Raw genomic sequence first — 15,240 nt, 5'->3', positions numbered from 1 at the left:
CTTCCGGCTCACCGGAGCCTCATGCTTTGTTTTATTAACGGTTTGGCTGCTGGTCTATTACAGGACTCTTGACAACTTCCCCACCGGGTATGCTGAAATAGTAGTCGATCGTGTTGTAATCAAACTCCTTATGGGAGATGCATTCGAAACGCACGTCGTAGAACCATTTCTTATCCTGTGCGGAGTAGAAAGGATAGATGCCACGGAAACGATAGTGAGAGTTGGAGCTGAACTTATCCTTGTCGCGTGTCTCACCCCAGAAACCGTCGCGGTTGTCATAATCCTGCACACGCCAGCGACGGAGGTCCCACTTGATATTTGTCTCCATTGCGATCTCCTTACGACGCTCTTTTCTGACCTCATTGCGGCTCTCGATGCTGCCGGTGAGTTTGCCGGAGAGCAGAGTTGCTCCCGCACGGCTACGTATGTCGTTGATCACGTCGGTAGCCACGCCAAGCATGTCGGATCCATCGGGAGATGCCACTCCGGCGAGCGAAAGCTCCACGGCAGCCTCAGCAGCGTTGAGAAGCACCTCTGCATAGCGCACGAGGATATAGTGCTGGTCGCTGTTGCCCTCACGAGCGGTGAACGAAGGATCATCCTTCAGCCATTTTCTTGCAAGAAGACCCGTCATTGCTGACTCGGCGAAGTTGTAGAACGGACCGTTCGCGCCTGATGCCTTCATCTCGCTTCCGTCGGGAAGTTTCACAATCTTATGATTGTTGGGGTCAGGAGTCATATAGAGAGTCGGATTGTCGCCCTTGGCGATATCGAGATTCTGGTAGTTCTGAGCCTGACCCTGATAAGAATAATCATTCAGGAGAGGTCTTACAGGAGTTGTGCCGGTGTAGACACCTGCATAGATCTCCATCTTCTGACCCTTGAACTGGTCGCCGGGGATAATCAGATAAGAGAGCAGACGCGGCTCGGCATTCTTATAGAAATCGCCGATGTTGTCATACATTATATATGTACCCTCACTGTTGGAATTGCCGGTAGTCACCTTGAGCGAACCGTCGGGATAACGGTCGAAGCCTTCGAAAAGCTCAACGAAGTCGGCAGTCGGACACATTGCGGAGCTCAACGGCGAACGGAACACGTAAGGCGCGTTGTAGGCATCGAATGAGTGGGTAGTGGTCGGATAGAGATATTCGCGGATCCAAATATTCTCCGGACTATCTGTGTCAGAAATCATATCGATCATGTTCTGACGGATAGCCTCGCGGTCTCCCTCAGCCCATTTCTTCTTATAAAGGCTGTAGCCGCCATTCTGTATCACCTCGTTGGCAGCCTTATAAGCCTCCGTGAAATAACGTTTGGAAGCCTCGGCAGCTGTAGCGGCGTCGAAACCGATCACGCGTACACCGGTCTTCTGACCGAGACCTGTCAGACGTCCGGGCACTGTCTCATTATACTTAGCCACAGAACCGGCATAGAGCATTGCCTGAGATTTCACTGCGAGAGCCACATACTTGTTGGCATAACCTCTCTTCGGACTCTTGGGCATCATCAGCTCGATAGCCTTGTCAAAGTCGGCACATATCTGGTCCCAGGTCTCCTCCTCGCTTGCACGGGGCACCTCAAGCAGATCCGTCTCGGCAGGATAGTTGATCACTCTTGTCACCAAAGGGATACCACCGAAACGCTTTGCAAGAGCATAGAATACGTAAGCTCTCACGAAGTATGCCTCACCGAGATAGTCATTATAAGTGATCTCCGGGTAAGTGCCGCGATAGTTGGGAAGATTCTCGATAAGGAAGTTGGCGTCGCGGAGAAGCTCGAAAGCCTTGCCCCAATATACGTCGCCCTCTCCCGTGAACGAACGGCAATAACCGTCGCGGTTCACATTCTCGCCGATACCCTCGAAACCGAAACCGGCAAGCCAGCCGTTGAAGTTACTGATACCTCTCTCAGGGAGATATTTGAAATCCTCAAACGGCATGATGGAATACATGCGCGCCATGTATATGTCCATACCCGACTCACTGGAAAGAAGGTCGTCGGAGGTGACTATATTTTTGGGAGGGATGTCCATATTCTGACAGGATGTCAGAAGGGTCGCACCCAAAATAGCTGATAGAATTATCTTTTTCATTTCTGATGTTTCTTTTTTGGTTAGTAAGAGAAAGTAAGACCGAATGTGAAGGTCTTGTTAAGCGGGTACATACGTCCGAGATCATCATCGGGATGCTCCGGGTCAACGAATTTCACCTTTGTAAACGTAAGCAGGTTGTAGGCGTTGAAATAGAGACGGAGACTTGTCTGGCGAGTGATTTTCTTCGGCAGAGTGTAGCCAAGCTCGATGCTCTTCAGACGCAGATAGTCAGTGCTTACGCGGTTGAATGAAGAGTTGCCGCGAGGATAGCGACCTGTGTAGGCATAGTAGCCGGATACCCATTCAGTTGCGGGATCGTATGGATCTGCAGTCGGGTTCACCGGATGCCAGCGGTCGGTGTACTGCTCGAGGATACCGCCGCCCATGTCGCCCCAGATTGAATAAAGAGGTTCCTTATATTCCATTGAGCCGAGAGCAGAACCCTGCCAGAGCATTGAGAAATCGAAGTCGCGCCAGTTGACGCCTACGTTAAGTGAGTAGTTCATCCAGGGAGTCTGGTCGAATGCGAAAGGATGCGAGTCAAGATCGCTGATCTCACCGTCGCCGTTCCAGTCCTCATATTTATAGTCGCCGGGGAGGATATCCTTCTCCTGATATCCGGCATAGTTCCAGATATCATACCAGTTCTGGTAACGTCCTGCGCCTGTGTAGCCGAACTGCACACCCTGATAACGGTTGTTGAGGTTATCGTTCTTCCAACGGTCGTAGGAGTTAGCCCACGGTCCCTTGTTGGCTGCATAGAGATACTTGTTACGGGTGATGGTAACCATACCGCGAAGATTGTAGGTGACTTCCCCTACCTTGTTGGAATGGCGGAGTTCAAGCTCCATACCCTGATGGGAGTCGCTGTTGATGTTTTCGCGTGGAGCTGTCGCACCTACCACTGTCGGCAACGCGCCATTGTTGCGCTCGTAGAGACCTGTACGCTTGCGGTGGAAATAGTCGAATGAGAATCCGAAGAGACCGTTACGCATATCGAAATCCACACCTACGTCGAATGTCTTTGATTTATACCATGAGATTGCCACGTTGGGGAGTGCCATGGGAGACGCTGCGGAGATATATTGTCCGTTGAATACGTAACCCGGAGAATAACCGTTGTAGTTACCGTTGTCAGCAGGGTTGCCTGCGGGATAGTTGTAACCCATCGTCCAGTCATAGTTCACGCCGCTGTCGTCACCAAGCACACCGTAGCTTGCACGCACCTTGAGGTTGTTGATGAAATCAAGGGCTTCCGTGTCGCGCACGAATGATTCCTCAGAGATTCTCCAGCCGGCAGACACAGAGGGGAAGAAGCCCCACTGATGACCCTTGGCAAATTTTGAAGAACCGTCATAACGGAACTGACCCTCGATAAGGTAGCGGTCGGCAAATGAATAGTTAACTCGTCCGATAAGAGCGTTGTTGGTATACTCATAGAGGTCGCCGCCGTTCATCGCACCGATCTGACCCTCAGTAACACCCACGAGAAGGTAAGGATTGGAGAATGCAAGGTCACGCACTGCATAGAAGTTGTCGCCGTTGCGACGCTGACCCTCCCAACCTACAGTCGCGCTGACGTTGTGAAGCTCGTTAAACTCACGGTTGTAGTTGAGGAGGAACTGGTAGAGCACCTGCTGCTTGTTGTAGTATTCACGACGGAGGTTGCTCGGAGAGCTGCTGTTGTAGATCTTCTTATTGTAGGAGTCAGTCATCGGATCGTAGGCATACTGATAGTATTCCTTACGGTAGATCTCATTGTCGTCCGCACGATAGTCGTAGCTGATGAGAGCCTTTGCCTCAAGACCTTTGAGCGGAGCGATATATGCGCCGAAGTCAAAGTTAAGATAAGCTGACGACTCGAAAGTCTTCTGACGATACTTGCGATGACCGCTTACGTCGGCTGTCATCATAGCCACAGTATTCTGTTCGAGGTCAAGACCCTCATAGTTGAGCATAGTCTGCTCCGGATCGGCGTAAGCCGGGAAGAGTACACCCTGCTTCCAGTAGTTACGGATAATGTCTACTGAAGAGTTGTAGGGAGTGTTGCGGGAGTCTGCCATACCTGCAAGGTTGGCATAGAACTTAAGACCCTTAACGATCTCCGACGTGATGTTGGCACGCACGTTGTATTTGTCATAGTTAAGGTCGCCGCTCTTGAAGAGACCCTCCTGATAGAAATAGCCGAAGCTCACGTAATACTGGTTACGCTCGTTGCCACCGGAGATGCTGACGTCATGCTGAGTCTGGGGAGAAGTGTTGGAGAACACGAGGTCGTTCCAGTCAGAAGTGCGACGAGTGCCGTTGGCGAGAGCCTCGAAATCCTCAGCGGAGAAACCGATTGAACCACCGTTGATGTTGTTCCATTTCTGCTCATTGTAGATAGTCATCGCGTCATACGCGCTTGCCAGCTTCGGCATCTTGTTAGGCTTCTGGATAGTATAGGAGCCGCTGTAGGTGACGTTGACCTTACCTGCGTTGCCACCCTTCGTAGTCACGAGAAGCACACCGTTTGCCGCACGCACACCGTAGATGGCAGCCGATGCATCCTTCAATACTGAGATATCCTGGATGTCGGTGGCATTAAGACGCTGGAAATCCTCAACTGTGCGGGGCACACCGTCAATCACCACGAGCGGCGCACCAAGACCACGCACGTCCATGTTGTTGCTGTACGTACCGGGTTCGGAGCTCTTCTGCCATACGCGGAGACCGGGGACACGACCTGTGAGCATGTTCTGAGGGTTCTCGCTCTTGGTCTGGAGCATCTCATCACCCTTCACGCTTGCCACGGCACCCGTCACTGAGCCTCGGCGCTGTGTGCCGTAACCCACGACAACCACCTCATCCATAAGCTGGGCATCTGCACTCATGGATACGTTGATCACTTTTCTTCCATTCAGTTTCTCCTCAATGGAATTGTAGCCCACGTATGAGAATACCAGGACTGCATTTGATGGAACCTGAAGAGAATACGCACCATCTATATCCGTTGACGTACCGACTGATGATCCCTTCATCATTACGGTAGCACCGATAAGCGGTTCGTTCTGTTCATCTGTCACTGTACCGGTGACGGTCACCGTGCTTTGAGCCAGTGAGCCTGCCGGATAGAGGGCCGCCATAAACGCTATCGCCATACAGACGAAAAAACGCGCCAGACTGCCGGGAGTCTTCATAGATGTCATGTTTGTTGTTAGTTAGTTATTTTGTTAATTGATATTCTGCAAGAGAGGCATATTCTGCCGCGAATGAGAACGTGAACATCCCCTCCACGTTATTCTTGCTCCTTTCCATATTCCATCCCACCAGAAGATTGGTAGGAAGCATGTGGTTGTAGAGATAGTTTGAATATGCATAGTCAAGATTTGCCTGGAAAGCCTCCGCATATACGCCCGCTTCCGGATAAGCCGCAGCAGCATCGACATAGCTTCTTTCAAGCACGTTGTTAAACCAGTTGTTGAATCCGGTTATGTCAAACGTATAGCAGCCGTCCTTCCCTGTAGCTGGCTTTGCGAAATAAGGGAAACTCTTGTCGCAAAGAGACTTCATCTCAGTCAGATATTTTGCATCGGAGGTAGCCTTATAGAGAGCCGCCGCGCCGGAGATCATAGTGCCGGTGTTGTAGGAGAAGATTGTGCCCACACGGTCGCGCAGATGCACGTAGGCACGATATTCCACGCCACGCACTGTCTCATATCTGACCTTTCCGCCATTGTCGTCGCCACCCATCATGTCGCTGAAAAGCCCCGTCTTCGGATCATAGAGATGCGTCATCTGGTAATCATATACTGCGGCAGCCATCTCAAGATAGTAGTCAGCCTTAGCCTTTGTCTCCTTACCACGTTTCTTCCCTTCAAGGATCACGCCGTAAGTGATATCGTCGCTCTTACCTTTATATATGTCGGCGAGTTTCACAAGGGGAGCCACGATTGGACCATTGGAGCAGGAATGCTTCGTGACGTAGCCCGGACCCCAAGTGATGCCGCCATGCTGACGACCATTCTCATCAAGAGTGCAGTCCCAACCGTCGAGCACGTATGCCGTCAGGTATTCAGCCTTATCAAGATACCTCTTCTCCCCTGTCACCTCGTAAGCCTCAAGCAACTCACGCACGATCCACATCTGATCATCATACACGTTCAGCACGCCTGTCACATCAGCCGCACCCTTTCCGCTTCCACGGTTCACTCCGTAGACTGTCCAGGTGGTGGTGCCGGTGTAAGATGTCAGGGTGTAAGTGCCGGCATAAAACTCCAGATTATCCACGAGATCGGAGAGAAGCTGAGTGTAGCGTGTGAAATGAGCATCATAGAGAGCCGATTTCCCGGCAGCCTTCTGCTCCTTCATAGCCTTCAACACTGAATTAACAGCCTCTATTGAGGAGGTATACATCCATACACTTCCGAGTTCGTCCGACCTCTTATTGTTGTAAGGATTATATAGACGTGCCATTGACATGCCTGCGCCCTCGAAATAATTCTCAACGGCGGCATCGATAATCTCGATTGCGCGTTCAGCATTGACAAGAGACTTATCGGTTGTCTCTACCGGATCCTTCCCATTGTCTCCACCCGACGGCTCATTCTTGTCGTCGCTGCCACAGGATGTGGCTCCCATGGCGGCAACAGCCGCCATGGTGCCATATAGAGCATTGATGAATATTCTTTTCTTCATCATTCCTGACTTTATTATTAGTCTATCTTGACTGAGTAGAAGAGAAGCTTGTTCTCATCGCCGTTAGCCTCACCCTTGAAGATTGCGATTGCGATTGTCACGTCCTGACCGTCGAACTGGGAAAGATCGTAGACAAACTTGCAATATCCGGCAGGATTACCGGCATCGCCAGATTCATGAGTAAACTTCCAGCAACCGTCGGCAGCAGCCTCAGCAAACTGGGCGGTGTTCTCCACCGGATCAAGATGAGTCACTGTGCCGTCGTTGGTGATAGCCGTGATCTTGAAGAAGGTTGCGTTTGTTGAGCTGAATGTGCGTGTATTCAGAGTGAACTTATTGTGACCTGGAGCAATCGAGAATTTAGAATAGAAATATGACTCGGGCACCTTTGTGTTGACATCATCGCCACCGCGTGTCTTGATGAGATAACCCTCTCCCGGGAACACCTCGGGGTCTTTTGTCAACGGCATGAAGCTCCAGTCGCAAGCCACGTGATGAACGTCGCGCCATGCACGATAGGCATCGAAGTAATTATCACGGTTGCCGCTGATCGGGCTGATGCCGGTGAATGAGCTTGTCTGGTTAGGCATTGTGGAACGAACCATCTCCATAGTGAGCTTCCAACCCTCAAGACCCGGAATCTCCGTACCGGGGAGCCAGCCCCAGAGTGTGCCGATAGACTGCGGAGTGAATGCGATACGACGGATCACAAACTGTTTCCAGTAGTCGCCCGCCTGCTGACGGAATGTGCCGACTGCGATGATCACCTCCTTGCCGATATATTCGCTGAGGTCAGCCTCAATCTGATGATAGTTCTCATCAGCAAGTGTGCGCACGCCTCCGATCAGCTTAGCCTTCGGGTCAGACTCTGCAAGGTCGATCACCTGAATACCGAAATATGCGGGATTCTCGGCATCTGCACTGTGTGTGCGGCTTTCAAGAGTCATGAGGCAGTTGTCAGCTGTGATCAGCTTGCTGCCATATACGAATGAGTCAAACATCTCCATGTCGACCGGATTGTTGCGCTGGTCTTCGGCAGAGTTGCGGATGCGGAGAGTTGTGCCCTCATTCTGCTCCTCCCATTCACCGACAAATTCGAGCGTACACATATAGTTGCAAGCCCAGTCCCAGTGGGGATAAGCCTCGGCATTACGACCACCGCGATACTCATTATAATACCATTTCGGAGCCTCCATAAGGTTGAACTTGGTGAGACCACGGAGCAACTGAACGCTACCCATTGTCACTTCGAGTGAATATACACCGTCGACAAACGCATCTGCTGCCACATTCTTGGTCACGTCAGGATAACCATCTTTCAGGAAAGTCACAGTATAATCCTGAAGGATCAGGTTGCGGAGTTCGAAATGACCCTGGGCATCGGTCTCTGTTTTCTGGAAATCACTAACTTTTACAGTCACGCCCGCAAGAGGCTGTCCATCAGAATTGCCGTCATAAACCGTACCGGAGATAACCGCATTTGCATATACAAGAGAAACGTTGACGTTTGCCTTGTCATCCGTAAATCTCTTTGAAGTCACGGTCACGGCTGCAGTCTCGTAACCCTCCTTTTCATATACAATGATACCCGATGTCATCGGGACGTTCGGAAGAGAATACTCACCTGCGGAATTGGTAGTGACAGACGCACCGGTAGCATGCAGACTTACCTTAACCCCATCGATAGGATTCTCCTGTTCGTCTGTCACGATACCGGAAACAGTGCCGTTACCAACGGCTCCTCCGTCTGAATCGCTGTCGGAGCATGACTGCACCCCTGCAATCATCAAACCTGCCATGACAGCGAGTCCAATCTTTTTGAAAAATCTTTTAATTTTCATGATTACTATATTAGTTTGTTAGCTATATAATGTCAGTTTTAGTGTGAACCATAAAAAACAATCTTTCTTACCTTTTGATTTTTTTGGGAGACCGCCTCTGCAAGTCTCCCTGCCATTTTCAAAACCTTAATAATTCAACCTAATAATTTACCTAACACTAACCTTGTCGTCATATATTTTTTACGCTGCAAAGTAAACGCTTATTTTCACGCAAAATGTAATCCATCTCTGCCAAATCCGTATGCATGGCGCACTGTATACAGATTTGGCACGATTGAACACTTGCATACAGATTGATTTCCGTAATTTTACACCGTAATTACAAGCAAGTTGCACAACAACAAAAAAAATACAAAAAAACGATGCGTACAACATCTCACATCATGAATCTCACAGCAGCCTTAGGCTCTGTCATCGCTCTGGCAGGATGCACATCCACCCAGGCATCCTCATCTGCCGCGCCCGACCCGGTAGATTACGTAAGCACTCTCGTGGGCACCCAGTCGAAACATTCCCTATCGACCGGCAATACCTACCCCGCCACTGCACTACCCTGGGGCATGAACTTCTGGACACCCCAGACAGGACGCATGGGCGACGGATGGGCATACACGTATGACGCCGACAAGATCCGCGGCATCAAGCAGACCCACCAGCCAAGCCCGTGGATCAACGACTACGGTCAGTTCTCAATCATGCCTGTGACCGGCACTCCCGTATTCGACGAGGAGCAACGTGCATCATGGTTCTCCCACAAGGCGGAGACCGCCACTCCTTATTATTATAAGGTGTATCTTGCCGACCATGATGTGGTGGCTGAAGTGACACCGACCGAACGTGCCGCAGCAATGCGTTTCACATTCCCTGAGAACGACAGCTATCTCGTCATCGACGCGATGGACAACGGGTCTTACGTGAAAGTGATCCCTGCGGAAAATAAAGTTGTGGGCTACACCACCAAAAACAGCGGCGGCGTTCCCGAGAATTTCCGCAACTACTTCGAGATACAGTTTGACACCCCTATCACCTACACCGCAACCGTGCTCGACAACGGTGAGATCAAGACCGACCGTGATGCTGTAGAGGGCAACCATGCAGGTGCCATCGTTGGCTTCAAGACAAAGAAGGGTCAGGTGGTCAACGCTAAGGTGGCTTCCTCTTTCATCAGCCCCGAACAGGCATCTGTCAATCTGAAGGAACTCGGCGACGGCGACTTCGATCGTATCAAGAAGGATGGACGCGACCGCTGGAACGACGTGCTGGGTGTATTTGAGGTCAACGACAACGACATCGACCGTCTGCGCACATTCTATTCTTGCCTCTATCGCTCTGTGCTATTCCCCAGAAGTTTCTATGAGATCGGTGCTGACGGCAAGCCCGTACACTATAGCCCCTACAATGGCGAGATTCTCCCCGGCTATATGTTTACCGACACAGGTTTCTGGGATACATTCCGTTGTCTCTTCCCCCTTCTTAACCTCGCCTACCCCTCAATGAACGAGAAGATGCAGGAGGGTTTGGCAAATGCATATCGTGAAAGCGGGTTCCTCCCCGAATGGGCAAGCCCGGGACACCGTGGATGCATGGTCGGCAACAATTCCGCTTCTGTAGTGGCTGACGCATGGCTGAAAGGCGTGAAAGTATCTGAGAATGACATCAACACTCTCTGGGAAGCTGTCGTGAACGGTGCCGCCAACGTGCATCCGACTGTATCATCAACAGGACGTCTCGGGCATGAATATTACGACTCTCTCGGCTACGTGCCTTACGATGTTGATATCCGTGAGAATGCAGCCCGCACACTCGAATATGCCTACGACGACTGGTGTATCTACCAGCTCGGCAAGAGCCTCGGCAAATCGGATGAAGAGCTCGCACCCTTCAAGAAAAAGGCTATGAACTATAAGAATCTCTTCGACCCGACCCATAAGCTGATGCGTGGAAAGAACAAGGACGGTCAGTTCCAATCTCCGTTCAATCCGCTCAAATGGGGCGATGCATTCACCGAGGGTAACTCCTGGCACTATACATGGTCAGTATTCCATGACCCACAGGGTCTTATCGACCTCATGGGCGGGAATAAGGAATTCAACAATATGCTTGACTCCGTATTCTCCGTTCCGCCGATCTTCGACGAAAGCTACTACAACGCAGTCATTCACGAGATCCGTGAGATGCAGATCATGAACATGGGTAACTACGCCCACGGCAACCAGCCCATCCAGCACATGATTTATCTCTATGACTACAGCGGCGAGCCTTGGAAGGCTCAGAAATGGGTGCGTGAGGTAATGGATCGCTTCTATACTCCTGCTCCCGACGGATATTGCGGCGATGAGGACAACGGTCAGACTTCCGCATGGTACGTATTCTCCGCTCTCGGTTTCTATCCCGTATGCCCCGGCAGCGGCGAATATGCTCTCGGCACTCCCCTCTTCAAGAATATGAAGCTCAAACTTGAGAACGGTAAGACAATTGAGATCGATGCCCCGTCAAACAACCGCGACAACCGCTACGTCAATAATCTGAAACTCAACGGTAAGGATCTTGACCGCAACTACGTCACTCACGATGAGCTGATCAATGGCGCATCATTCAAATATGACATGGCTTCTGAACCCAACACCAAGCGTGGCACATCTCCGGAAGCTGCACCCTACTCTTTCTCCAAGGAGAAATGATAGCTCTCATTATTGAATAGCATATACCGGATTGAACAATATCTATCAGATTTAACCATAACAACCTATAACCTATGATAAAGTCCGGCAACCCCCACCGAAGAGGTTTGCCGGACTTTATCTTAACTATTTATGAAAAAGAATCTCGCATACATCTTGGCGGCTTCCATCCTGTTGACCCCGACAGTCTACGGAGCCTCCTCAAAAGATAAACGAAGCGGCACTCTGACCGATCCTCTCGCCGATTCACTTTGGAACAAATCGGAATGGATTTCCGCAAAAGACGCGCCCATAGTGACGCACGTAGTCACTGACCCCGACGGACGCGCCGCCGACGGTGCCGCATGGTTTGCCGCTACCGTGACCAACGGCAAGAAAGTAAAGTCTGCCCGCTGGATGACTGCAGGACTCGGTGTCTACACGCTCTACGTCAACGGCAATATAATCGGTCAGGAGGTATTGAAACCCGGTTTCACCCATCATGGCAAGACAAAACTGTCATTCACATACGACGTGACAGATGCAATCCAACGCAAGGCAGGCGCGGAAAACATCCTTTCCGTACAGGTGACTCCTGGATGGTGGGCGGATAAGATCATCACCCCGTGGGGAACTGAAGGTATGATCGGCAAGAAAGTGGCATTCCGTGGCGTGCTTGAACTGACCTACACCGACGGCACGACGGAATGTTTCGGTACAAACGTGTCCGATTGGAAAGCCGGTATAGCCGGACCCGTCAAACATGCCGCAATCTTCGATGGTGAAGAATATGATGCCCGTGAGCTACAAGGGTTTGAGACTATCGGCAAGTTGGGCACTCCGGAGAAAAACACCGAATTCAAAGGCACTATATTCCCCTCTAACGGTGCGGAAATATATCTGCGCAACGACTTGGCTCTCACCCCGGAGCGTGCATATATCTGGAAAGGTGTCACCGGACAAAGCGATGATGCTTTCGGCAAGGTTGTAATATCCAAGGAGTTCCGCAAAGGTGAGGAGATAACGCTGCAACCCGGCGAGACACTCGTGATTGACTTTGGTCAGAACTGTGCCGCAGTGCCGGAATTTGAGTTCCGCGCCAAAGGTGGCACAAAACTCAACTGTCGCCCAGCCGAACTTCTGAACGATGGCAACGGCTCGAAAAGCCGAGGCATGGATGGTCCGGAAGGCAGCTGCCACCGCCTGAATCTCCGTGTGCCTGACACCGGTATGCTTCTCGACTACACATTTGCCGACACAAAAGGATATGCCACGTATCATCCGGAATGCACCTTCTACGGCTACCGCTTCATCTCCGTCACTGCCGACGATGAAGTGAAAATCAAGTCGGTAAAGTCTATTCCGGTAAGTTCAATAGCCGAGAATCTTGAGACCGGCACCATCACTACCGGCAATGACATGGTGAATAAGTTAATCTCCAACACATTGTGGGGACAACGCTCAAACTATCTCTCTGTGCCGACCGACTGCCCGCAGCGCAACGAGCGTCTTGGCTGGACTGCCGACACTCAGGTTTTCTCCGAAACCGGCACATATTTTGCCGACACTCGCCGCTTCTTCCATAAATGGATGCGTGACATGCGCGATAGCCAGCACGAGCTGGGTGGATTCCCCGGCGTGGCTCCCTTGGCTCAGTATGGCAACGAGATGACGCGACTCGGATGGTCTGACGCCGGGGTTATTGTGCCTTGGGTGGTATGGAAACAGTTTGACGACACCTCCATCATCGATGAGAACTGGAGCGCGATGGAGAAATATCTCAATCATCTCAATGAGACAAAGTTTGACCATTACGCCCTGCGCGGGGAAAACGGCAACTATCAATGGGCTGACTGGCTTAGCTATGAGCCGCTTGAAAGTTGCAGCGGAAGGATGAACGGTCCCGACGGGATACTCCCTGAGACTTACGACTATTGGAATTATCTGAGCGCTTGCTATTGGCTGATGGATGCGGAGATGATGCGCGACATGGCAGCCGCCACAGGCAGAGACAGCCGCCGATACGCCGATATGGCGAAGGAGGCAAGAGCCTACATTCAGGGTAAATTCCTGACTCCCGACGGCAAGTTCAAGACCGATATCCTCAACACCATGCAGACTCCCGCCCTTTTCGCTCTGAAAAACAAGCTGGTTGACGGCAAGGCGAAGGAGGATATGATCAGCCGGTTAAGAAAGAACTTCGCAGAGCATGATAATTGTCTTCAGACCGGATTCCTCGGCACCTCTATCCTTATGCAGACTCTGACGGAGAACGGTATGGCTGATATTGCCTACGAACTTCTTTTCCAACGTAAGAACCCAAGCTGGCTCTACTCCATCGACAATGGCGCGACCACTATCTGGGAACGCTGGAACAGCTATATGGTTGACCAAGGCATGGGACCACAAGGCATGAACAGCTTCAACCATTATGCCTACGGATGTGTGGCTGAATGGATGTGGGAGACAATGGCGGGGATCTCTACCGATGTGGCAAACCCCGGTTTCAAGAAAATCATCATGAAGCCGATCCCCGACAAGCGTCTCGGATTCGTCAAGGCAGAATATGATTCCGCAGCCGGCAAGATCAAGAGTCAGTGGAGATACGACGGCGACAAATGGATATGGAATTTCACCGTCCCCAAAGGTGCCGTGGCAGAAGTGACCCTCCCCGGAGAGACCTCATCCAAGGAATATGGACCGGGCAACCACTCCGTGACGAAACAATTCTGATTTCAATATTGCTCTAAGAAAAGAAAGAAATAAAAGAAATTCATTAATTTTCAAATAATTAAAAAAATATAATTTCTTTCTTTTCTTAGTGCTACTCCTTTTGCGTGCGATTGTTTCGTTTTATAGCTCCAAGTCCCTTATCTTAGCTTTTATAACAGACTCATCAATAGTTGAGAAATCTCCTTTGTCATAAATATCCAATAAGAAAACTTTTCCGCCAAATTCATCAAATTGAACTGTATATGTGATAATTCGCGCACCACCGGATTTTCCTCGTCCCTTTGATGTAATAGCCATACGAATCTTACGTATACCTTGACTTAACTCAGTACCTTGATATGGATCTTTTTTCAAAGATTTCACAAACTCCTTCATGTCTGCCACCAATGACCGATGACGTTTTGTAAGTTTTTTGAAAGACTTCTGAAAATCTTCCGTAGGATATATCTCAAAGTTCATCTAAAAACTCTTCAATAGTTTTACATGGCATCTTACCTGTCTCCATCAACTTAACCTGCTCCAGTCCGCGACAAATACGATCCGTCAATGAATCTTCTTCAGTCACCGGAACTATTTTAAAATTACCATATCGAGATGTCAACAACACAGATTGACCCTCCCGTGCCGCAGTCAAAAAACGACCTTGGTTACTTCGAAACTCTCTTGCTGATACTACTTGCATAACTTATTGTTTTAGACACAAAGATAACAACTATATTCCATTTTAAACACAACCACAGCTATTTTTTTCAAATACCATTTCATTTTTTTAACATACACATTTGGCTCGTGGATTGACCACAATATTTAAAGAATGCAAAAGTATTGGATTACCACAGCCTATGATAACTGATGATTGCGGTATTATAAAAGGAACTTCAAACCTCTTGATTTCGTATCACGGAAATGATACGATAAATCATACGATAAAAAAATCGGGGAAGGTCATCACGATCTCCCCCGATTTCCGTAGTGAACCACTACTGAAAGTGTAATTGCAATTATAATCGATTTGTTGTGTTCAATCCTTCGGACTATTGCTGAATATCTTATTTATCCGATTTATGCCGAACTCCGGAATACGGTAGTAATAATACACCCCGTTATGCTCCTGCTCCACATCGGTAAGCTACATGTAGCAATAACCCAATACATAGATGCGAAACTTAAATGGTTTAAGGTTTAATGTTTATGGTTTATGATCATTAAATTTTGTATAATGAAAAGATTCGTG

General features: G+C 49.8%; 8 protein-coding genes. 2 read left to right on the top strand and 6 right to left on the bottom strand.

Features of this window, described 5'->3' with window-relative positions; genetic code table 11:
- Positions 1 to 34: 34 nt before the first annotated feature.
- From E5331_RS14205 to E5331_RS14190, 4 genes are read right to left on the bottom strand one after another with little or no spacing between them, the layout of a single operon-like run.
- Positions 35 to 2,095, bottom strand: a complete 2,061-nt coding sequence (locus tag E5331_RS14205; RefSeq protein ID WP_135985422.1) for a RagB/SusD family nutrient uptake outer membrane protein — start codon at positions 2,093 to 2,095, stop codon at positions 35 to 37.
- Between the two features lie 20 nt (positions 2,096 to 2,115).
- The gene (locus tag E5331_RS14200; protein WP_135985485.1) at positions 2,116 to 5,274 is read right to left on the bottom strand and encodes a SusC/RagA family TonB-linked outer membrane protein; all 3,159 of its coding nucleotides are present in this window, start codon (positions 5,272 to 5,274) and stop codon (positions 2,116 to 2,118) included.
- A 25-nt stretch (positions 5,275 to 5,299) separates the two neighbouring features.
- Positions 5,300 to 6,775, bottom strand: a complete 1,476-nt coding sequence (locus tag E5331_RS14195) for a glycoside hydrolase family 76 protein (protein WP_275441229.1) — start codon at positions 6,773 to 6,775, stop codon at positions 5,300 to 5,302.
- Positions 6,776 to 6,789: 14 nt separating this feature from the next.
- Positions 6,790 to 8,613, bottom strand: a complete 1,824-nt coding sequence (locus tag E5331_RS14190) for a carboxypeptidase-like regulatory domain-containing protein (RefSeq protein ID WP_135985420.1) — start codon at positions 8,611 to 8,613, stop codon at positions 6,790 to 6,792.
- Positions 8,614 to 8,996: 383 nt separating this feature from the next.
- Here E5331_RS14190 and E5331_RS14185 point away from each other — a divergent pair, with 383 nt between their 5' ends.
- Entirely contained in the window at positions 8,997 to 11,294 is a 2,298-nt protein-coding gene (locus E5331_RS14185; RefSeq protein ID WP_135985481.1) for a GH92 family glycosyl hydrolase, read from the top strand.
- A 132-nt stretch (positions 11,295 to 11,426) separates the two neighbouring features.
- Positions 11,427 to 14,006, top strand: coding sequence for a family 78 glycoside hydrolase catalytic domain (locus E5331_RS14180; protein ID WP_135985418.1), 2,580 nt, complete (start codon positions 11,427 to 11,429; stop codon positions 14,004 to 14,006).
- A 120-nt stretch (positions 14,007 to 14,126) separates the two neighbouring features.
- Here the strand turns inward: E5331_RS14180 and E5331_RS14175 are convergent, their stop codons facing one another.
- Both E5331_RS14175 and E5331_RS14170 read right to left on the bottom strand, forming a co-directional pair.
- On the bottom strand, positions 14,127 to 14,465 hold the full coding sequence (locus E5331_RS14175; RefSeq protein ID WP_135985416.1) for a hypothetical protein: 339 nt from the start codon (positions 14,463 to 14,465) through the stop codon (positions 14,127 to 14,129).
- Positions 14,455 to 14,688, bottom strand: a complete 234-nt coding sequence (locus E5331_RS14170; protein ID WP_123482170.1) for a prevent-host-death protein — start codon at positions 14,686 to 14,688, stop codon at positions 14,455 to 14,457. Before E5331_RS14170 ends, E5331_RS14175 begins: the two co-directional genes overlap by 11 nt.
- Positions 14,689 to 15,240: the final 552 nt, after the last annotated feature.

Source organism: Lepagella muris, from assembly GCF_004793975.1.
GTDB classification, from domain to species: domain Bacteria; phylum Bacteroidota; class Bacteroidia; order Bacteroidales; family Muribaculaceae; genus Lepagella; species Lepagella muris.
The sequence above is the reverse complement of the archived record's forward strand: the minus strand, read 5'-3'. Positions and strand labels throughout refer to the sequence as shown.